This is a genomic window from Blastococcus sp. TBT05-19 (genome assembly GCF_003319095.1).
Classification (GTDB): Bacteria; Actinomycetota; Actinomycetes; order Mycobacteriales; family Geodermatophilaceae; genus Blastococcus.
In genome coordinates this window covers 157,226-177,885 of record NZ_QOHI01000007.1, presented here as the reverse complement: position 1 = coordinate 177,885, position 20,660 = coordinate 157,226, and the positions used below count along the sequence as shown (strand labels likewise).

Genomic DNA, 20,660 nt, shown 5'->3' with positions numbered 1-20,660 from the left:
CCCGTCGGAGTGCTCGGGAGCGGTGCCGAAGGGTCCGGAGGAGTTCCGCCGGAGGCCCTGACGAACGGCCCGGGGCTGGTTAGTCTCGGTCGGTGCGAGCTCTCCGACGTTTCACCGTCCGCGCGGCTCTGCCCGAGCCCCTCCTGCCGCTGTCCCAGCTGGTGATGAACCTGCGCTGGTCGTGGCACCCCGAGACCCGGGACCTCTTCGAGACCCTGGATCCGGCCCTGTGGCAGCGCTGCGGAGGTGATCCGGTGCGCGCGCTGGGAGAGGTCTCGGCCGAGCGGCTGGCCCAGCTCGCCGCCGACCGCCGGTTCGTCCGCCGGCTGACCGACGCCGTCGACGACCTCGACGAGTACCTCTCCACCCCGCGCTGGTACCAGTCCCTCGGGGACGAGGCGCCGCAGACGATCGCCTACTTCTCCGCGGAGTTCGGCATCACCGAGGTGCTGCCGCAGTACTCGGGCGGGCTCGGCATCCTGGCCGGTGACCACCTCAAGGCCGCCTCCGACCTCGGCGTCCCGCTGATCGGCGTCGGACTGCTCTACCGGGCCGGCTACTTCACGCAGGGCCTGTCGGCCGACGGCTGGCAGCTGGAGCACTACCCGTCGCTGGACCCGCACGGCCTGCCGGTCAAGCTGCTCCGCCAGGCCGACGGCTCGGCCGTCGTCATCAACGTCCCGCTGCCGGAGGGGCGCACGCTGTACGCGCACGTCTGGCGCGCCCAGGTCGGCCGGGTCTCGCTGCTGATGCTCGACAGCGACATCGAGGAGAACGCCCCGGCCGAGCGCGGCGTCACCGACCGGCTCTACGGCGGCGACGAGGACCACCGCCTGCGACAGGAGATGCTGCTCGGCATCGGCGGCGTGCGGGCGCTGCGGGCGTACTGCTCGCTCACCGGCACCCCGGTGCCCGAGGTCTTCCACGCCAACGAGGGCCACGCCGGCTTCCAGGGCGTCGAGCGCATCCGCGAGCTCACCGAGGCCCACGGCCTCACGTTCGCCGAGGCGCTGCAGGCGGTCCGGGCCGGCACCGTCTTCACGACGCACACCCCGGTGCCCGCCGGCATCGACCGCTTCCCCAAGGCGCTGATCGAGCGCTACTTCGCGGGCTTCGGCGTGCCCATGGAGCACCTGCTCCCGCTGGGCGCCGAGGAGGACCCGGCGAAGTTCAACATGGCCCACATGGGCCTGCGGCTGGGGCAGCGGGCCAACGGGGTGAGCGAGCTGCACGGCCACGTCAGCCGCGGCATGTTCAACGGGCTGTGGCCGGGCTTCGACGAGGGCGACGTCCCGATCGGGTCGATCACCAACGGCGTGCACGCGCCCACCTGGACCGCGCGCGAGCTGGTCGACATGGGCACCCAGTCCTCCAGCCAGGGCGACCCGGTCACCGTCGACGGCGAGGTGCACTTCGACGGCGTGGACCGCATCCCGGCCGCGGACCTGTGGGCCGTCCGCCGGACGTTGCGCGGCCGGCTGGTCGACGAGGTGCGGCGGCGGATCCGGGAGACGGCGCTGTCCCGCGGCGCCAGCGAGGCGGAGATCGGCTGGACCGACACCGCGTTCGACCCCGACGTCCTCACCATCGGCTTCGCCCGGCGGGTGCCGTCCTACAAGCGGCTGACCCTCATGCTGCGCGACCCCGAGCGGCTCAAGGCGCTGCTGCTGGATCCCGAGCGCCCCATCCAGCTGGTCATCGCCGGCAAGAGCCACCCCGCCGACGACGGCGGCAAGAAGCTGATCCAGCAGATGGTGGCCTTCGCCGACGACCCGGAGATCCGTCACCGCATCGCCTTCCTGCCCGGCTACGACATCGGCATGGCCCGCTACCTCTACTGGGGCTGCGACGTCTGGCTGAACAACCCGCTGCGGCCGCTGGAGGCGTGCGGCACCTCCGGGATGAAGGCCGCGCTGAACGGCGGGCTGAACCTCTCCATCCGGGACGGGTGGTGGGACGAGTGGTTCGACGGCCAGAACGGCTGGGCGATCCCGACCGCCGACGGCGTCAGCGACGCCGACCGGCGCGACGAGGTCGAGGCGCGGGCGATCTACGACCTGCTGGACAACCAGGTGCTGCCGCGCTTCTACGAGCGCGACCGCGCCGGGGTCCCCGGGCGCTGGGTGGAGATGGTGCGGCACACGCTGCGCGAGACCGGCCCCAAGGTGCTGGCCACCCGAATGGTGCGCGACTACGTCCGCGACCTGTACGTGCCGGCGGCGGGGTCGGCGCGCACGATGGCGACCGACGGCTACGCCCCGGCGCGCACCGAGGCGTCGTGGCGGGCCCAGGTGCTGCACCACTGGCACGACGTGCGGGTGGCGCACGTCGAGGCGACCGGTGCGGGGGACGCGCCCGAGATCGGGTCGACGCTCGCGCTGCGCGCCGAGGTGGAGCTGCCGGGCCTGACGCCCGGGGACGTCGAGGTGCAGGCGGCCTACGGCCGGGTGGACGACGCCGACGGTCTGCACGAGCTGACGACGGTGCCGATGGCGCACGAGCACACCGACGGGTCGCGGCACTGGTTCACCGCGACCGTTCCGCTCGAGCGCACCGGCGCGTTCGGCTACACGGTGCGTGTTCTCCCGTACTCTGCGTACCTGGCTGATCCGGCCGAGCTCGGGGTGGTCAGCACCGCGTGATGACAACATCATTGAACTCATCCACCACGCCGGTCCCAGTGACTCACTGCCACCCCGCGACGCCCCGGCGTGGCGCTGCAGCCGGGGCGCCGAGACCGCTCCGGCTTCACTAGGCTGGTCGTCATGCCCGACCGCTGTGAAGTCCTCCCCGGAGATGCCGTCGTCGCCCGCCGTGGCGGCGGCCTGCTGTGGGTCGACGCTCCCGGCTCGCCCGCCCTCGTGTCCGCCCTGCACGCCTGCCTCGGCGTGTCCGGGCCGGGTGCCGACCGCGTGCTCGCCGCCGTGGCCGGCCAGGTGAGCTCGCTCGCCTCGGGTAGCGCGTCCTTCGCCCTCGTCCTCACCGACGACACCGGCTCCGGTGTCGCGCTGTGGTCGGGCAAGGGCCAGCCGGCCGTCGACGGTGTCCCCGTGTCCGGTTCGTCGGTCGACGGGGGCACGCTCGCCTCCGGCTTCTCGCTGGGCCAGTCCCTGTACGTGGGCCCCGGCCAGTCCGCTCCGCGCACGCCGCCCGGTGTCAGCTTCGACCTCGTCGAGGGCACCGTGCCCGGCGGCGGGGCCACGCTGCACCTGGCCGCGCCCGCGCCGTCGTCGGCGGCCTCGCCGGCCACGTCGGCCAGCCCCGCGCCGTCCTTCTCCGCCTCCTCCGACGCAGGCTTCGGCGCTTCTCGCGGCTCGACCGCGGCGGCCCGTCCCGAGTCGGGCGAGCAGACGGCGTTCTGGTCGCCGAGCACCGACTCCGCCGTGCCGCTGCTGCGGTTCGACGACGGCATGGTCGTCACGATCGACGAGGACCTGGTGCTGGGCCGCCGTCCCGACAACCACGAGATGGTCTCCAGCGGCTCGGCCCGCGCCGTGCCGATCGCGGACACGCAGAACGTGCTGTCCTCGGCCCACGCCGCGCTGACCCGCTCGGGCCGCGAGGTCTCCCTGGTCGACCTGGGCTCGCTCAACGGCACCCACGTCGCCGGCCCCGAGGCCACCGAGTGGACCCAGCTGGAGCCGGGTGTCGCCCACCCGCTCTCCGACGGCGACCGTCTGCTGCTGGGCTGGACCGTCATCACCTTCGAGCAGCCGCAGGAGTAGCTCCCGCTGACGCAGCCGAGGCCCCGTTCCGATCCCGGAACGGGGCCTCGCTCGCATCCGGCGTCAGCGGGGGCGGCGCTCGGGTGGTGGCTGGTCGCTGTCGCCCTCGTCGGGCTCGCGCTCCTTGCGCCGGAGCAGGAACGAGGTGCCGCCGAGGAGCAGCACGAGGACGCCGAGGACGGCGATCTCGACGATGCGGTCGGTGAACTCCGCGCCGTTGCCGACCTCCTTGGCCGACTCCACCGACAGCACCACGATCTCCTTGATCGAGGCGATGATGCCCACGAGGAGGAACGGCTCCGCGAGGAGTTCACGCTTCTCCACCGTCGTGCGGACCGCGAAGAGCAGCTCCACGACGATGAAGACCAGCAGCAGGATGTCGAGCAGGTCCAGGACCGGTTGCTCGGTGAAGTCGGATGTGAGGCCCCAGGCCGTCTTGCCGGCCAGGGCGAGGCAGACGAGGGCCGTGCCCACGAGGAAGGCCGCGATGCCGGCGTAGACGACGTTCTCGGAGAGCTCCAGCAGGCGGGTGCCGAACCGCCCGATGCCCGGACGCTCCTCCTGCTCCCGGTCCTCGCCCTTCCGCCGCTGCGTCATCGGGTGATCGTGGCAGCCGGAACGCCGCGCGCCCCCGGGATCCGGACCGCCACCCCCCGGACGGGGCAGCCGTGCCTAGGGGCGCCGCTCGATGCGCAGCAGCCAGACGCAGCGGCCCGGCAGCTCCACCGGGCCGGGGGCGAGGAACGCCGGCGCCGGGGGAGCGCCCCTGGGGTACTCGGTGGACAGCACCAGCTCGTAGCCGTCGGCCCAGGGCGGCCCGGGCAGCTCCACCGTGACCGGGTCGGGGCCGGCGTGCAGCTGCACCAGGTAGCAGTCGTCGACCAGCGGGTGGCCGTGCTCGTCGCGGTGCCGGATGCCGCGCCCGTCGAGGTACATGCCGATGGTCTGCAGGCCGGTGTCGAACCAGTCGCCGGTGGTGAGCTGCCCGCCGCTGGGGGCGAACCAGGCGAGGTCGCGGGTGCCGCCGGTGCCGGGCAGCTCGTGCCCCTCGAAGAACGCCTCCTGCCGCAGCACCGGTGCCCGGCGGCGCAGCTGCACCAGGTGGGTGACGAAGGCGAGCAGGTCGGAGTCGACGTTCGCCCAGTCCAGCCAGGAGATCTCGTTGTCCTGGCAGTAGGCGTTGTTGTTGCCGCCCTGGGTGCGGCCGATCTCGTCGCCGGCGGTCAGCATCGGCACCCCGGTGGACAGCAGCAGCGTCGTCAGCAGGTTCCGGACCTGCCGGGCGCGCAGCTCCAGGACGTCGGGGTCGTCGGTGGGCCCCTCGACGCCGCAGTTCCAGTTCCGGTTGTGGCTCTCGCCGTCCCGGTTGTCCTCGCCGTTGGCCTCGTTGCGCTTGTGCTCGTAGGTGACCAGGTCGGCCATCGGGAAGCCGTCGTGCGCGGTGACGAAGTTGATGCTGGCGAACGGGCGTCGGCCGTCGGAGCGGTAGAGGTCCGAGGAGCCGGTCAGCCGGTAGGCCAGGTCGCGGACGCCCACGTGCGCCCCGGACCAGACGTCGCGCACGGTGTCGCGGTACTTGCCGTTCCACTCCGTCCACGGCGGCGGGAAGTTGCCCACCTGGTAACCGCCCGGGCCGACGTCCCACGGCTCCGCGATCAGCTTCACCTGGCTGACCACCGGGTCCTGGTGGACGACGTCGAAGAACGCCGAGAGCCGGTCGACGTCGTGCATCGAGCGGGCCAGCGCCGAGGCGAGGTCGAAGCGGAAGCCGTCGACGTGCATCTCGGTGACCCAGTAGCGCAGCGAGTCCATGAGCAGCCCGAGCACCGCGGGGCGGCGGACGTCGAGGGTGTTCCCGCAGCCGGTGTAGTCGGTGTAGCGGGAGCGGTTGCCGCCGTCGAGCCGGTAGTAGCCGGCGTTGTCGATGCCCCGGAACGACAGGGTCGGCCCGCTGTGGTCGCCCTCGGCGGTGTGGTTGTAGACGACGTCGAGGATGACCTCGATGCCGGCGGCGTGCAGCTCCCGCACCATCGTCTTGAACTCGGTCACCTGCCCGCCGCCGCTGCCCGCGGAGCTGAAGCCGGCGTGCGGGGCGAAGTACCCGAGCGTGTTGTAGCCCCAGTAGTTGGTCAGCCCGCGGCGCAGCAGGTGCGGCTCGCTGACGAAGTGGTGGACCGGCAGCAGTTCGACCGCGGTCACGCCCAGGGACAGCAGGTGCTCGACGAACGCCGGGTGGGCCAGTCCCGCGTAGGTGCCCCGCAGGTGCGGCGGGACGTCGGGGTGCTGCGCCGTCGCGCCCTTCACGTGCACCTCGTAGATGACGGTGTCCGACCACGAGCGGCGCAGCGGACGGTCGCCGTCCCAGGGGAAGGGGTCGTGGACGACGACGCCGCGCGGCACGTAGGGGGCGGAGTCCTGCTCGTCGGGGACGGCGGAGTCGACCGTCTCGTAGGGGTGCCCGAACAGGGCGGTGCTCAGCTGCAGCTCGCCGTCGACCGCCCGGGCGTAGGGGTCCAGCAGCAGCTTCGCCGGGTTGAACCGCAGCCCGGAGAACGGGTCGTAGCCGCCGTGGACCCGGTAGCCGTAACGCTGGCCGGGGCCGACGCCGGGCAGCCGCCCGTGCCAGACCTGGTGCGTCGTCTCCTCGAGGCGGTGGCGGTGCTCGGTGCCGTCGGCGTCGAACAGGCACAGGTCGACCGCGGAGGCCCCGCCGGACCACAGCGCGAAGTTGGTGCCGCGGCCGTCCCAGGTGGCCCCGAGCGGTGCGGGGGTGCCCGGCAGGAGGCCGGGGACGACCCCGTGGGGGTGGCGTTCGGCTCGGGTGCGATCGGTCACGGCGCGATCGTGCCCCCTCCGACGGCGGACGGGGCGCAGCGCCCGCCGGACGGAGTTGATTGGATGGGGGTGTGTCGAGCATCGGCGGGGTGGGTGGGGGCCACGCAGACGCCTCCGCGGGGGCCGTCGTCCGGATGGCCGGGGTGGACGTCGTCCGGGGGCAGAACCACCTGCTCAGGGGCGTCGACTGGCAGGTCGAGGCCGACCAGCGGTGGGTGGTCCTGGGTCCCAACGGGGCGGGCAAGACGACGCTGATGCAGCTGGCGTCCGCCCTGATGCACCCGACGCGCGGCGAGGTGCGGCTGCTCGGGGAGACCCTCGGCGCGGTCGACGTCTTCGAGCTGCGCCCCCGGATCGGGATCACCAGCGCCTCGCTGGCCCAGCGCATCGACCCCAAGGAGAAGACCGGCGACGTCGTCGTCTCCGCCGGCTACGCGGTGGTCGGGCGGTGGCGGGAGCGGTACGACGTCCACGACCTGACCCGCGCCGGGCTGCTCATGCAGCAGTGGGGGGTCGCGCAGTACGCGCACCGGCCGTTCGGCACCCTCAGCGAGGGGGAGCGCAAGCGCGCCCAGATCGCCCGGGCGCTCATGCCCGACCCGGAGCTCCTGCTGCTCGACGAGCCGGGTGCCGGGCTGGACCTGGGCGGCCGCGAGGACCTCGTCTCGCGGCTCTCGGACCTGGCGAGGTACCACTACGCGCCGGCGCAGGTGCTGGTCACCCACCACGTCGAGGAGATCCCGCCGGGGTACACCCACGCCCTGCTGCTGCGCGACGGCGAGGTGGTGGCCACCGGCGCCGCCGACGACGTCCTGACGTCGGCGCACCTGTCCGACACCTTCGGGCTGGCCCTGTCGCTCACCCGGACGAACGGCCGCTTCACCGCCCGCCGCGCGGGCTGACCCCCTGGCTAGGGTGCGCACATGGCTGAGCCCGAGTTCGTGACCCTGCAGGTGGAGGACGGGGTGGGCACGATCCGCCTCGACCGCCCGAAGATGAACGCGATCGACGAGCAGCTGCACATGGAGGTCCGAGCCGCGGCGCTCGAGGCCGGGCAGCGCGACGACGTCCGCGCCGTCGTCATCTACGGCGGCGAGCGGGTGTTCGCCGCCGGCGCCGACATCAAGGCGATGTCCCAGCGCGACGCCACCGGCATGCAGGCCTGGGGCAAGGAGCTGCAGGACTCCTTCCGCGCCGTGGCCACCACCCCGAAGCCGGTCATCGCCGCGATCACCGGCTACGCCCTGGGCGGCGGCTACGAGCTCGCCCTGTGCGCGGACTTCCGGGTGCTCGGCTCGAGCGCGAAGATCGGCCAGCCGGAGATCCTGCTCGGCGTCATCCCCGGCGCCGGCGGCACGCAGCGCCTCGCCCGCCTGGTCGGCCCGGCCAAGGCCAAGGACCTCGTGTTCACCGGCCGGCACGTGGCCGCCGAGGAGGCGCTGGAGATCGGCCTCGCCGACGCCGTCGTCCCGGACGCCGAGGTGTACGAGACCGCCGTCGCCATGGCGAAGAAGTTCGCCGCCGGGCCGCCGCTGGCGCTGGCCGCCGCCAAGCGGGCGATCGACGAGGGCCTCGACGGCTCGCTCGACGCCGGGCTGGACCTGGAGAGCCGGCTGTTCGCCGAGCTGTTCGGCACCGAGGACCAGAAGACCGGCATGCGCTCGTTCCTCGAGAGCGGCCCCGGGAAGGCCACTTTCACCGGCCGCTGAGGTCTCGAGAGCAGAACGTTCACCGCCCGGACGGCTGCACGACTGCCCAATCCACCGCGGTCTCGGTCACAATCCCCTCGCCGCCCGGGCGGGCCACTCGGGCCCTGCCGGAGCACGGCACCACCTCAGGAGGACACGTGCGACGAAGCACCCTGCGGACCGCGGTCGCGGTCGTCACCACCGGACTGGCGCTGACCGCCTGCGGCTCGGGTGGCAGCGGCTCGGGTGGCGGCGGGGGTTCGGAGGCGGCGACGGCCGCCTCCGCCGAGGACCTCGGCGGCCTCGCGGAGCTGATCGAAGCCGCCCAGGCAGAGGGCGAGCTCAACGTCATCGCTCTCCCGCGCGACTGGTCCAACTACGGCGAGATGCTCGACACCTTCAGCCTGAAGTACGGCATCGAGATCAACGAGGCCACGCCGGACGCGTCCAGCCAGGACGAGATCAGCGCCGTCACCAGCCAGAAGGGTCAGGACCGCGCTCCCGATGTCCTCGACGTCGGCACCAGCTTCGCCCAGCAGGCGGCCGCCCAGGACCTGCTCGCCCCGTACAAGGTGGCGACCTGGGAGGACATCCCCGAGAACCAGAAGGACCCCGAGGGGCGCTGGTACAACGACTACGGCGGCTTCATCTCCATCGGCTGCAACGCCTCGGTCATCGCCGAGTGCCCGACGACGATCGCCGACCTGCTCGACCCGCAGTACGCGGGCAAGGTCGCGCTCAACGGCAACCCGACGCAGGCCGCCGCGGCGTTCAGCGGCGTCTGGGCGGCCTCGCTGGCCAACGGCGGGGACCTCGACGACATCGGCCCCGGCATCGACTTCTTCAAGAAGATCAAGGACGCCGGCAACTTCAACCCCGTCGAGGTCACCCCGGCCACCGTGCAGAGCGGTGAGACGCCGCTGGCGATCGACTGGGACTACGTCAACGCCGGCCTCACCGAGACCCTCGCCGAGGCCGGGGTCGAGTGGCAGGTCGCCGTCCCCACCGACGGGATCTTCGGCAGCTACTACAGCCAGGCGATCAACAAGTTCGCCCCGAACCCGGCCGCTGCCCGCCTGTGGCAGGAGTTCCTGTACAGCGACGAGGGCCAGAACATCTGGCTGAAGGGCGGTTCCCGCCCGGTCCGACTGCCGGCCATGGAGGAGGCCGGCACGGCCGACGCCGAGGCCCTGGCCGGGCTGCCCGAGGTCTCCGGGGACGTCGAGTTCCCGACCCAGGAGCAGCAGACCGCGGCGCAGAAGGTGGTCGCCGACCGCTGGAACGCGGAGATCTCGGGCTGAGTACGACGACGACGGCGCCCGCGCCGGCCCCCTCCCGGGGCCGGCGCGGGCCATCGCCGGCACTCCTCGGGGCGCTGCCGTTCCTGCTCTTCGTCACGGTCGTCCTGCTGCTGCCGATCGGCGTCCTGGCGGTCGAGGCGTTCCGGGCCACGGACCCCACGACCTTCGAGGAGAGCTGGTCGACCGACTCGCTCGTCACGGCCACCGAGGGCGCCTCGGCGCGCGCCTACCTCGGCAGCCTGCAGCTGTCGGCCATCACCGCCGTGCTGGGCACGGTGCTGGGGCTCGCGCTGGCCGTGGCGGTCGTGCGGGCGGAGCGCGGTCGGCTCCTGCGCCGCCTCGTGCTCACCGCGTCCGGCGTGCTCGCCAACTTCGGCGGGATCCCGCTGGCCTTCGCGTTCATCGCCACGATCGGCAGCACCGCCGGGGTCATCACCGGGCTGCTCACCGACCTCGGCCTCGGGCTCGGCGGCTTCTCGCTGTACTCGATGGCCGGGCTGGCGCTGGTCTACCTGTACTTCCTCATCCCGCTGATGGTCCTGACCATCACCCCGGCCCTCGAGGCGCTGCGCCCGCAGTGGCGGGAGGCCTCGGACAACCTCGGCGCGTCGGCCTGGCAGTACTGGCGGCACGTCGGCGGGCCGGTCCTGCTGCCGCCGGTGCTCGGCGCCATGATGCTGCTCTTCGCCTCGGCGTTCGCCGCGTACGCCACCGCGAAGGCACTGGTCGGCAGCAGCGTCCCGCTGGTCACGCTGCAGATCGCCGACGCGCTCTCCAGCAACGTCGTCGTCGGCTCGGAGAACCTCGGGACGGCGCTGGCGCTCGGCATGGTCGTCGTCGTCGGGCTGGTCATGGCGTTCTACGCGTGGGTCCAGCGGCGCACCCAGCGGTGGCTCGCATGACGGCGCTGGCCGAGGGGATCGCCGGCGCCGGCAGCGTCGAGCCGGCCACCCCGGTCCGGAGCGGGCGGCGCCGGGGCGGGGCCTGGCGGCTCGCCGTCCTCGTCGTGCTGGGCCTGTACTTCGTCGTGCCGATCGCGTCCTCGATCTGGTTCACCGTCCGGGACCGCGGCACCGGCACCTTCACCGCCGACCCCTACGCCGCGATCCCCGGCGCCCCGGGGTTCGCCGAGGCGTTCGGCCGCTCGCTCACCCTCGGCGCGCTCACCGTCGTCCTGTCGCTGCTGCTCATGGTGCCCACGGTGGTGCTCGTGGAGCTCCGGCTGCCGCGGCTGCGCACCGCCCTCGAGCTGCTCACCCTCGTGCCGCTCGTGGTCCCGCCGATCGCGCTGGTGGTCGGCGTGCGCAGCGTCCTGTCCTGGGCGCCGGACCACTTCTACGGCACCCCGGTGGCCGACGTGATGTTCGCGCTCCAGGAGCCGGCGCTGCCATGGATCCTGGTGCTGGTCTACGTCGTGCTGGCGCTGCCGTTCGTCTACCGCGCCCTGGACGCCGGGGTGCGCAACGTCGGTCTGGCCACGCTCACCGAGGCCGCTCGCAACCTGGGGGCCTCCTGGCCCCGGGTGCTGCTCACGATCGTGCTGCCGGTGCTGCGCACCTCGGTGCTCAACGCCTCGTTCCTGACCCTGGCGCTCGTGCTGGGCGAGTACACCGTGGCGGCGATCCTGGGCTTCGAGACCTTCCCGACCTGGATCGTGCAGGTGGGCGGCTCGCAGCCGCAGCTGTCGGTCGCCGTGTCGGTGCTCTCCCTGCTGGTGACCTGGGCCCTGCTGCTGCTGATCTCCGCGCTGGACCGCCGGCGACGGAGCGAGGAGACCTCATGACGACCGACACCGCCTCTCCCGCGGGCGCCGCGGCGGACCTGCGCGCGCGGCCAGGGACGCCCGTCCGGCTGGAGGGACTGACCCGCCGCTACGGCAGCGTCGTCGCCCTCGACGGCCTCGACCTCGACATCGCCGGCGGCGAGCTGCTGGCGCTGCTCGGCCCCTCCGGCTGCGGCAAGACGACGGCGCTGCGGGCCATCGCCGGGTTCGACCAGCCGGATTCCGGCCGGGTGCTGCTCGGCGACCGCGACGTCACCCGCGTGCCGGCGAGCAAGCGCGACACGGGCATGGTCTTCCAGGCCTACAGCCTCTTCCCGAACATGACCGTGGCCGACAACGTCGCCTACGGGCTGCGCGTGCGCGGCCGCGGCCGGCCCGAGCGGGTCGCCCGGGCGGCCGAGCTGCTGGAGCTCGTCGGCCTGGCCGACCGGGCCGGGCGCTACCCCCACCAGCTCTCCGGCGGGCAGCAGCAGCGCGTAGCCCTGGCCCGCGCGCTCGCCGTCGCCCCCCAGGTGCTGCTGCTCGACGAGCCGCTGTCGGCCCTGGACGCACAGGTCCGCGTGCAGCTGCGGGAGGAGATCCGGCGGCTGCAGCTGGAGCTCGGGATCACCACCGTCTTCGTCACCCACGACCAGGCCGAGGCGCTGTCGGTCGCCGACCGCGTCGGCGTCATGCGGGCCGGTCGGCTCGAGCAGGTGGCCTCGCCCGACGAGCTCTACGAGCGGCCCGCGACGGCGTTCGTGGCCGAGTTCGTCGGCACCATGAACCGGGTGCCGGCCACGCTCGCCGGCGGCGCCGTCGAGCTGCTCGGCACCCGTCGTCCGGTCGCCGGCGCGGCCCTTCCGAGCGGACCGGTCGTCGCGCTCGTCCGCCCCGAGGCGCTGGTCGTGACCGCGGGTGGTCCCGGGCGGGTCGTCACGCGCACCTTCTCGGGCGCCGTCACGCGCGTGCTGGTCGCGCTGCCCGGCGGCACCGAGGTCCGGATCGACGTCGCCAGCGCCGACAGCTCCGCGCTCGTGCCGGGCGCCGCGGTCACCGTGGTGCCGGCCGAGCGCCCGGTGCTGGTGGCGCCGGTGGAGCCGGAGTGACGGTCGTCGTCGACCGGTCGGACCCGGCCGGGCGGGCCTGGGTGGACCGGGCGGTCGAGATCGTCGAGGCCGACGCCCGGCGCAGCGCCGACACCCACCTGCTGGTCTACCCGCTGCCGCCGGAGTGGGGCGTGGACCTCTACCTCAAGGACGAGTCCACGCACCCCACCGGCAGCCTCAAGCACCGGCTGGCCCGCTCGCTGTTCCTCTACGGGCTGTGCTCGGGGCAGATCGCCGAGGGCAGCACGGTGGTCGAGGCCTCCAGCGGGTCGACGGCGGTGAGCGAGGCCTACTTCGCGCGGATGCTCGGGCTGCCCTTCGTCGCGGTCATGCCGCGGTCCACCAGCCCGGAGAAGATCGCCCTCATCGAGTTCCACGGCGGGCGGTGCCACTTCGTGGACCGGGCGCCGGAGATGTACGACGAGGCGCGCCGGCTGGCCGCCGAGTGCGGCGGTCACTACCTCGACCAGTTCACCTACGCCGAGCGGGCCACCGACTGGCGCGGCAACAACAACATCGCCGAGTCGATCTTCGAGCAGCTCTCCGCCGAGCGGCACCCCGTCCCCGAGTGGGTCGTCGTCGGTGCCGGCACCGGGGGCACCAGCGCCACGATCGGCCGCTACCTGCGCTACCGGCGGCACCCGACCCGGCTGGCCGTCGTCGACCCGGAGAACTCCGCGTTCCTGCCCGGCTACGAGGCCGGGGAGCCCGGCTGGACCACCGGCACGCCGTCGCGCATCGAGGGCATCGGGCGGCCGCGGGTGGAGCCGTCGTTCGTCCCGACGATCGTCGACCGCATGATCGGCGTCCCCGACGCGGCGTCGGTGGCCGCGATGCGCCACCTCGAGCGGGTCACCGGCCGGCGGGCCGGCGGCTCGACCGGGACCAACCTGTGGGGTGCCTTCGGGCTGGTCGCCGAGATGCTGGCCACCGGTCGCCGCGGCAGCGTCGTCACCCTGCTGTGCGACGGCGGCGAGCGGTACGCGCACACCTACTACTCCGACGAGTGGGTGGCCGCGCAGGGCATGGACCTCGCGCCGGCGACGGACACCCTGGTCAGGTTCGCAGCGACGGGGGAGTGGGCGTCGGCGGGGTGACCTGTGTCACCGGACCCGACGGCACAGCAGCGTTACCAGCCAGTAACATCCATCATCGGAGCCAGGCGGGCCACCGTGCCCGCATCCTGAACGCGTCCTGAGGAAGGTTCAGCGCGATGAACATCGTCGTTCTTGTCAAGCAGGTCCCGGACTCGGGAAGTGAGCGGAAGCTGGACCCGGCCGACAACACCGTCGCCCGTGCGTCCGCCGACAACGTGATCAACGAGATGGACGAGTACGCCATCGAGGAGGCGCTCACCATCAAGGAGGCGCAGGGCGGCGAGGTCACGGTGCTGACCGTCGGCCCCGACTCCGCCACCGACGCCATCCGCAAGGCGCTGTCCATGGGTGCCGACAAGGCCGTGCACGTGGTCGACGACGCCATCCACGGCTCGTGCGCGGTGCAGACCTCGGCGGTCATCGCCGCGGCCCTGCAGCAGATGGAGTACGACCTCGTGCTCTGCGGCGCCGAGGCCACCGACGCCCAGCTGTCGGTCATGCCCGCGCTGCTCGCCGAGCGCCTCGGCCTCCCGCAGCTCTCCGGTGCCCGCAAGGTCACCATCGAGGGCGGCACCGCCAAGGTGGAGCGGCAGACCGACGGCGGCTTCTGGGCCCTCGAGGCCCCGCTCCCGGCGATCGTCTCGACCTGGGACACCATCAACGAGCCGCGCTACCCCTCGTTCAAGGGGATCATGGCCGCCAAGAAGAAGCCGGTCGAGACCAAGTCGCTGGCCGACATCGGCCTGGACGCCGGCAGCGTCGGCCTGGCCAACGCCACCAGCAAGGTGCTCGACTTCGCCGGCCGCCCGCCCAAGGGCGAGGGCGTCAAGGTGACCGACGAGGGCGACGGCGCCCAGAAGTTCGTCGACTACCTCGCCGGCCAGAAGATCGTCTGACCCCGCCCGGATCGAAGGAAGAGGAGAACACCCCATGGCAGAGATCCTGGTCCTGGCCGAGCTCAACCCGGCCGGTGGCGGAGTCCGCAAGACCACCCTGGAGGCCCTGACCGCGGCGCGTGCGCTCGGTGAGCCCTCGGCCGTCGTCCTCGGCGCCCCCGGCACCGCGGCCGGCGTCCGCGACCAGCTCGCGGAGTACGGCGCGGCCACGGTGTACGTCGCCGAGTCCGACGACATCGACGCCTACCTCGTCGCCCCCAAGGCCGAGGTGCTGGCGCAGCTGGTGGGCGAGAAGTCGCCGGCCGCCGTCGTCATCCCGTCCTCCCCGGAGGGCAAGGAGATCGCCGCCCGCCTGGCCATCAAGACCGGCAGCGGCTTCCTGACCGACGTCACCGAGATCGCCGCCGACGGCACCGCCACCCAGGCGGCCTTCGCCGGCGCGACGATCGTGCACTCGCAGGTGACGGTCGGCACCCCGATCTACACGCTGCGCGGCAACTCGGTCACCCCCGAGCCGGCTCCGGCCGCGGGTGCGGAGCAGCCCGTGTCCGTGGCGGTCAGCGACGCGGCCAAGCAGGTCAAGGTCGTCGAGCGCGTCGTCGAGCAGAAGAGCAGCCGCCCCGAGCTCACCGAGGCCTCGATCGTGGTCTCCGGTGGTCGCGGTGTGGCCAGCGCCGAGAACTTCTCGATCATCGAGGGCCTGGCCGACTCGCTCGGTGCCGCCGTCGGCGCCTCGCGTGCCGCGGTCGACTCCGGCTTCTACCCGCACAGCTTCCAGGTGGGTCAGACCGGCAAGACCGTCTCGCCGAACCTCTACGTCGCCGTCGGCATCTCCGGTGCCATCCAGCACCGCGCCGGCATGCAGACCTCGAAGACCATCGTGGCCATCAACAAGGACCCCGAGGCCCCGATCTTCGAGCTGGCCGACTTCGGTGTCATCGGCGACCTGAACACGGTCGTCCCCGCCGCCACCGAGCAGATCAACGCCCGCAAATAAAACACCCCGTCCCCCTCCGGACTCGCTCCGCTCGCCCGGAGCCTCTGGACGGGGCCGTTCCATCACGTAACGGTCGGGGGCCGGTTCCCGTAGGGGAGCCGGCCCTCGACGCATGTCCGGGGACGGGAAGCCCCGAGGAGCACGAGAGGTTGGGCGGGACGTGGACGGTCGGGTCGAGGAGAGCATCTGGGACGCCGGCCACCGGCGGACGACCACCGGCCTGCTGACCCTCGTCACGCTCATCGCCTTCGAGGCGATGGCCGTCGGGACGGCGATGCCCAGCGCGGTGGCCGAGCTCGACGCGGTCGCCTGGTACGCGTGGCCGTTCAGCGCCTTCCTCGTCACCTCGGTCGTCGGCATGGTCGTCGGCGGTGAGGTGGGGGACCGGCGAGCACCCGGACCGGGCGTCCTGGCCGGCGTGCTGGTGTTCGCGGCCGGCCTGGTCATCGCCGGCGTCGCCCAGCACATGGCCGTGCTCGTGCTCGGCCGCGCCGTCCAGGGGCTCGGCGCCGGGGTGGTCATCGTGCTGCTCTACGTCATCGCGGGGCAGGCGTACTCCTCGCGGCTGAGGCCCCGCCTCTTCGGCGCCTTCGCGGCCGGCTGGGTGCTGCCCGCGCTCATCGGCCCGCTGGCCGCCGGTCTGGTGACCGCCTCCGTCGGCTGGCGCGGCGTCTTCCTCGGGCTGGTGCCGTTGGTGGCGGCGGGGCTCGCGCTGCTGCTCACCGCCGGTCCCGGCGAGGCCCCCGTCGGCGAGGGGACGCCGCGGCGCAGCAAGGCGCCCTGGGCACTGCTGGCCGGTGCCGGCATCGCGGCCCTGCAGTACGCCGGTCAGCGCCTGGACGCCCTCGCGGTCGCGGTCGCGGTCGCCGGTGCCGTCGCCCTGGGCCTGGGGCTGCGGCGCCTCATGCCCCGCGGCACCGTCCGCGCCCGGCCCGGGATCCCGGCGGTCGTCGCCTCCCGGGGGCTGCTGGCCGGCGCCTTCTTCGGCATGGACGCGCTGATCCCGTTCGTCCTGACCCAGCAGCACGGCTGGAGCGCCGCCACCGCCGGGCTCCCGCTGACCGCGGGGGCAGTCGGCTGGGTGGTCGCCGCGCAGCTCCAGGGGCGGCGGCCCGACGTCCCCCGGCAGCGCGTCCTGCGGGTGGGGTGCCTCGTGCTCGCCACCGGTCTGGCCGCCACCGCCACGATCGCCGTCCCCGCGCTGGGCGGCTGGCCGGCCTACCTCACCTGGGGGCTGGCCGGTGTCGGCATGGGGCTGGGCATGCCGAGCGTCGGCGTGCTGCTGCTCGACCAGTCGCCGGAGGCGGAGCGCGGCTCGAACTCGGCGGCGCTGCAGATCTCCGACGTCACGGCCTCGGCCCTCCTCGTCGGCGCCGCCGGGGTGCTGGTGGCCGGGGCCGCCGACGGCGGCGGTCCGCTCTGGCCGGCGGTGCTCGTCGCGGTCGCCGTGCTCACCGTCCCCGCGCTGCTGGGCGCGGGGATCGCCGGCCGCACCGCCTCGCCGGGCCGAGGCGCTCCGGAGGGCGCGACTACATTGGCTGCGTCATGACGTATCTCGACCACGCGGCGACCACGCCGGTGCTGCCCGAGGTGCTCGCGGCCATGACCGAGCAGCTGGGCCGGGTCGGGAACGCCTCGTCGCTGCACGCCAGCGGCCGCGCCGCCCGCCGCGCCGCCGAGCAGGCGCGCGAGCGGCTCGCCGAGGCCCTGGGCGCGCGGCCCTCCGAGGTGCTCTTCACCGGCGGCGGCACCGAGAGCGACAACCTGGCCGTCAAGGGGCTGTTCTGGGCCCGTCGTCAGGCCGACCCCCGCCGTCGCCGCATCGTCGTCAGCCCGGCCGAGCACCACGCCGTGCTGGACAGCGTCGAGTGGCTCGCCACGCACGAGGGTGCCGAGGTCACCTGGCTGCGGGTGGAGCCGTCCGGCCGGGTGACCCCGCAGGCCCTGGCCGAGGCGCTCGGGGACGGCAGCGACGTCGCCGTCGCCAGCGTCATGTGGGCCAACAACGAGATCGGCACCGTCAGCGACATCGCCGAGCTGGCCGCCACCGCGCACGACGTCGGCGTCCCGCTGCACACCGACGCGGTCCAGGCGGTCGGTCAGGTCCTGGTCGACTTCGGCGCCTCCGGCGTGGACGCCCTGACCATGACCGGGCACAAGCTCGGTGGCCCGATGGGCGCCGGCGTCCTGCTGCTGCGGCGCGAGGCCGAGTGCACCCCGCTGCTGCACGGCGGCGGGCAGGAGCGCGACGTGCGCTCGGGCACCCTCGACGTCGCCGCCATCGTGGGCCTCGGGGTGGCCACCGTGTCCGCGGTGCACGGCCGGGTGGAGCGGGCGGCCGAGCTGCGCCGGCTGCGCGACCGGCTGGTGGCCGGGGTGGTGGAGCAGGTGCCCGACGTCCGGCTCAACGGCGCACCGCTGGACGACGTCGTCCGCTCGGGCCCGGGGCGGCTGCCCGGCAACGCCCACCTGTCCTTCCCCGGCGCCGAGGGCGACGCGCTCCTCATGCTGCTCGACGCGCGGGGGATCGAGTGCTCGACCGGGTCGGCCTGCAGCGCCGGCGTGGCCCGCCCCAGCCACGTGCTGACCGCCGTGGGCGCCGACCCCGATCGGGCGCGCAGCTCGCTGCGGTTCAGCCTCGGGCACACCAGCACCGACGCCGACGTCGACGCGCTCCTCGCGGTCGTCGCACCCGTCGTCGAGCGTGCCCGGCGGGCCGGGATGGGCCGGCGATGAGGCTCCTGGCCGCCATGAGCGGGGGAGTGGACTCCGCGGTCGCCGCGGCGCTGGCGGTGGACGCCGGCCACGACGTCACCGGCGTGCACCTGGCGCTCTCGCCCGACCGGCAGACCCTGCGCAGCGGTGCCCGCGGGTGCTGCAGCGTGGAGGACGCGCACGACGCCCGCCGGGTGGCCGACGAGCTCGGCATCCCCTTCTACGTCTGGGATCTCGCCGACCGGTTCCGCGAGGACGTCGTCGACGACTTCGTGGCCGAGTACGAGGCCGGCCGCACGCCCAACCCGTGCCTGCGCTGCAACGAGAAGATCAAGTTCACCGCGGTGCTCGACCGGGCGCGGGCGCTCGGGTTCGACGCCGTGGTCACCGGTCACCACGCGCGGCTGGCCGACGGCGAGCTGCGGCGCTCGGTGGACGCGGGCAAGGACCAGTCCTACGTGCTCGGCGTGCTCACCCCCGAGCAGCTGGCCGCGGCGGTGTTCCCGCTCGGCGGCATGACCAAGGACCGGGTGCGCGAGATCGCCGCCGAGCGCGGGTTCGCCGTCGCCACCAAGGCCGACTCGCACGACATCTGCTTCATCCCCGACGGCGACACCCGCGGCTTCCTGGCGAAGAAGCTGGGCAGCCGTCCCGGACCGCTGGTCGACGCCGCCACCGGGGCGACCGTCGGCGAGCACGACGGCACCTACGGGTTCACCGTGGGCCAGCGGCGCGGCCTGGGGATCAGCGTGGGCGACCAGCAGCCGCGGTACGTGCTGGGCATCGAGCCGGTGACCCGCACGGTCACCATCGGCACGGCCGACCTCGCCGGCGTCGACGAGATCACCACCGCCGGGCCCACCTGGACGGCCGGTGCGCCGGCGCTGCCCTTCCGGGCCCAGGTGCAGCTGCGGGCGCACGGCCGGCCGGTCGGCTGCGAGGTCGCCGCCGGTGCCGACGGCGGGCTGGTGGTCCGGCTCGACGAGGTGCAGCGCGGGGTGGCCGCGGGGCAGTCCGCCGTCCTCTACGAGCCGGACGCCGAGCGGGGTGACCACGTCGTCGGGCAGGCCGCGATCCGGACGGCGGCCCGGCAGCGAACCCCGGACCGGGCGGCGACGGCCGCCGACTAGCGTCGTCGGCGTGAGCTCCGAGACCACCGACCCGAGGCCTGCTCCCGCGTGGGGGCCGGCCTCCGGCGTCGGGTCGCTGCCCGGCACCGATCCGGCCGAGGCGCTGCGCACGGTCGTGGGGGAGCTGCCCGGGTTCGCGCACCTGCCCGAGCTGCCCGGGCGGGGTGCGGGCGCCGATCTGCTCGGCCGCAGCGCCGCCCTGCTGGTGGACCTGGCGGTCGACCTGACCCCGGCGGGCTGGCGGCTCGTGCCGCGGGCGGGCATCGACCAGCAGCGGGCCGAGGAGTTCCTCGCCCGGGACCTCGACGCGCTGCACGAGGTCGCCGAGGACTGGACCGGCCCCTTCAAGGTGCAGGCCGCCGGCCCCTGGACGCTGGCCGCCGGTCTCGAGCGCACCCGCGGGGACCGCGCCGTCACCGACCCGGGCGCCCGCCGCGACCTCGGCCAGTCGCTGGTCGAGGGGCTGACGGCGCACGTCGCCGAGGTGCGGGCGCGGGTGCCCGGTGCGCAGGTCGTCGTCCAGCTCGACGAGCCGTCGGTCCCGGCGGTCCTCATCGGCGGGCTGCCCACCGCGAGCGGTTTCGGCAAGCTGGCCGCCGTTCCCGAGGACGTCGTCGAGCAGGAGCTGGCCGCCGTCGTCCGCGCCCTGCCGGGAACCGTGGTGGTGCACTGCTGCGCCCGGCGCATGCCCCTGGGCCTGTTCCGCGCCGCGGGCGCGGCCGGGCTCTCCTTCGACCTCGGGCTGGTGCAGGACCTCGACGCGGTGGGCGAGGCCGTCGACGCCGGCGTCCACCTGCTGGCGGGCGTCGTCCCCGGCACCGACGCCCCGCTGCCGGCGCCCAAGGCCACCGCCTCGCGGGTGCAGGCGTGGTGGCGCGAGCTCGGTTTCGCGGCCGAGCAGCTGCCCGGTGCGGTCACGCTCACGCCGTCCTGCGGTCTGGCCGGGGCGACCCCCGGCTACGCCCGGGCCGCCATGCGGCACGTGCGCGAGGCGGCGAAGTACCTGCTGCCCGGGTAGCTCAGCCCAGGTCGCCCACCCGGCGTACGGCGGTCCCGTCGGCCGGGCAGACCCACTCGACGGCGTCGCCGCTCCGGCGCACCTCGAGCGGATGGCTCTCCGGGTGGCCGGGGCACGGCGGCCAGTTCGTGGGGGCGGTGCCCCACAGCTCCTCGACGACCCAGTCGTGGACGACGTCGGTCACGTGCGCGACCTGCTCGGCGGCCGGCCGGTCCAGGACGACGGAGATCCCGGACCCGCTGCCGTCGGAGTGCCACAGCATCGCCCCGGCGACGCCGCCGTCCCCGGGCCAGTCGCTCGGGACGACGCGGGGCAGCGGCCCGCCGGTCGCGCGGAGATCGCGCAGCACCGGCTCCAGGGCGAGCGCCAGCTGCGGGTGCACGAGGT

The 20,660-nt window shown here is 74.0% G+C and carries 18 protein-coding genes; 15 read left to right on the top strand and 3 right to left on the bottom strand.

What is annotated here, in order from left to right:
• The first annotated feature begins 92 nt into the window (after nt 1–92).
• Together glgP and DQ244_RS17850 are read left to right on the top strand one after the other, a co-directional pair.
• Nucleotides 93–2,642, top strand: a complete 2,550-nt coding sequence (gene glgP / locus DQ244_RS17855; RefSeq protein WP_113812844.1) for an alpha-glucan family phosphorylase — start codon at nt 93–95, stop codon at nt 2,640–2,642.
• A gap of 123 nt (nt 2,643–2,765) precedes the next feature.
• Entirely contained in the window at nt 2,766–3,725 is a 960-nt protein-coding gene (locus tag DQ244_RS17850) for an FHA domain-containing protein (protein ID WP_113812843.1), read from the top strand.
• 63 nt (nt 3,726–3,788) lie between these two features.
• On the opposite strand, the gene DQ244_RS17845 is transcribed toward DQ244_RS17850, so the two are convergent.
• Together DQ244_RS17845 and glgX are read right to left on the bottom strand one after the other, a co-directional pair.
• The gene (locus DQ244_RS17845) at nt 3,789–4,322 is read right to left on the bottom strand and encodes a phosphate-starvation-inducible PsiE family protein (protein ID WP_113812842.1); all 534 of its coding nucleotides are present in this window, start codon (nt 4,320–4,322) and stop codon (nt 3,789–3,791) included.
• A 75-nt stretch (nt 4,323–4,397) separates the two neighbouring features.
• Nucleotides 4,398–6,560, bottom strand: a complete 2,163-nt coding sequence (glgX, locus tag DQ244_RS17840) for a glycogen debranching protein GlgX (RefSeq protein WP_233491707.1) — start codon at nt 6,558–6,560, stop codon at nt 4,398–4,400.
• An 89-nt stretch (nt 6,561–6,649) separates the two neighbouring features.
• Between glgX and DQ244_RS17835 the strand changes: the two genes are divergently transcribed.
• From DQ244_RS17835 to DQ244_RS17775, 13 genes are all read left to right on the top strand, one after another.
• Nucleotides 6,650–7,462, top strand: coding sequence for an ABC transporter ATP-binding protein (locus DQ244_RS17835; RefSeq protein WP_233491706.1), 813 nt, complete (start codon nt 6,650–6,652; stop codon nt 7,460–7,462).
• Nucleotides 7,463–7,483: 21 nt separating this feature from the next.
• Nucleotides 7,484–8,269, top strand: a complete 786-nt coding sequence (locus DQ244_RS17830) for an enoyl-CoA hydratase/isomerase family protein (RefSeq protein ID WP_113812841.1) — start codon at nt 7,484–7,486, stop codon at nt 8,267–8,269.
• Nucleotides 8,270–8,406: 137 nt separating this feature from the next.
• The gene (locus tag DQ244_RS17825; RefSeq protein ID WP_113812840.1) at nt 8,407–9,549 is read left to right on the top strand and encodes an ABC transporter substrate-binding protein; all 1,143 of its coding nucleotides are present in this window, start codon (nt 8,407–8,409) and stop codon (nt 9,547–9,549) included.
• Nucleotides 9,550–9,812: 263 nt separating this feature from the next.
• A complete protein-coding gene (locus DQ244_RS17820) occupies nt 9,813–10,451 on the top strand; it encodes an ABC transporter permease subunit (protein WP_233491705.1) in 639 nt (212 codons plus the stop codon).
• Nucleotides 10,448–11,332 carry an ABC transporter permease gene (locus DQ244_RS17815; RefSeq protein WP_113812839.1) on the top strand — a complete coding sequence of 295 codons (885 nt, stop codon included), beginning with the start codon at nt 10,448–10,450 and terminating at the stop codon, nt 11,330–11,332. Before DQ244_RS17820 ends, DQ244_RS17815 begins: the two co-directional genes overlap by 4 nt.
• Entirely contained in the window at nt 11,329–12,420 is a 1,092-nt protein-coding gene (locus DQ244_RS17810) for an ABC transporter ATP-binding protein (protein WP_113812838.1), read from the top strand. Before DQ244_RS17815 ends, DQ244_RS17810 begins: the two co-directional genes overlap by 4 nt.
• Nucleotides 12,417–13,517 (top strand): PLP-dependent cysteine synthase family protein, encoded by a 1,101-nt coding sequence (locus DQ244_RS17805; RefSeq protein WP_113812837.1) that lies wholly within the window; start codon nt 12,417–12,419, stop codon nt 13,515–13,517. Before DQ244_RS17810 ends, DQ244_RS17805 begins: the two co-directional genes overlap by 4 nt.
• A gap of 116 nt (nt 13,518–13,633) precedes the next feature.
• Nucleotides 13,634–14,413, top strand: coding sequence for an electron transfer flavoprotein subunit beta/FixA family protein (locus tag DQ244_RS17800; RefSeq protein WP_113812836.1), 780 nt, complete (start codon nt 13,634–13,636; stop codon nt 14,411–14,413).
• Between the two features lie 34 nt (nt 14,414–14,447).
• The gene (locus DQ244_RS17795; RefSeq protein ID WP_113812835.1) at nt 14,448–15,410 is read left to right on the top strand and encodes an electron transfer flavoprotein subunit alpha/FixB family protein; all 963 of its coding nucleotides are present in this window, start codon (nt 14,448–14,450) and stop codon (nt 15,408–15,410) included.
• A gap of 160 nt (nt 15,411–15,570) precedes the next feature.
• On the top strand, nt 15,571–16,959 hold the full coding sequence (locus DQ244_RS17790) for an MFS transporter (protein ID WP_233491704.1): 1,389 nt from the start codon (nt 15,571–15,573) through the stop codon (nt 16,957–16,959).
• Nucleotides 16,956–18,146, top strand: coding sequence for a cysteine desulfurase family protein (locus tag DQ244_RS17785; protein ID WP_113812833.1), 1,191 nt, complete (start codon nt 16,956–16,958; stop codon nt 18,144–18,146). The genes DQ244_RS17790 and DQ244_RS17785 overlap by 4 nt, the downstream gene beginning before the upstream one ends.
• A gap of 14 nt (nt 18,147–18,160) precedes the next feature.
• Nucleotides 18,161–19,255: a tRNA 2-thiouridine(34) synthase MnmA gene (gene mnmA / locus DQ244_RS17780; RefSeq protein ID WP_233491703.1), complete on the top strand. Its 1,095-nt coding sequence runs from the start codon at nt 18,161–18,163 to the stop codon at nt 19,253–19,255.
• A 10-nt stretch (nt 19,256–19,265) separates the two neighbouring features.
• The gene (locus tag DQ244_RS17775; RefSeq protein WP_113812831.1) at nt 19,266–20,273 is read left to right on the top strand and encodes a methionine synthase; all 1,008 of its coding nucleotides are present in this window, start codon (nt 19,266–19,268) and stop codon (nt 20,271–20,273) included.
• Nucleotide 20,274: 1 nt separating this feature from the next.
• On the opposite strand, the gene DQ244_RS17770 is transcribed toward DQ244_RS17775, so the two are convergent.
• Nucleotides 20,275–20,655 (bottom strand): hypothetical protein, encoded by a 381-nt coding sequence (locus DQ244_RS17770; RefSeq protein ID WP_113812830.1) that lies wholly within the window; start codon nt 20,653–20,655, stop codon nt 20,275–20,277.
• Between the last annotated feature and the right edge of the window lie 5 nt (nt 20,656–20,660).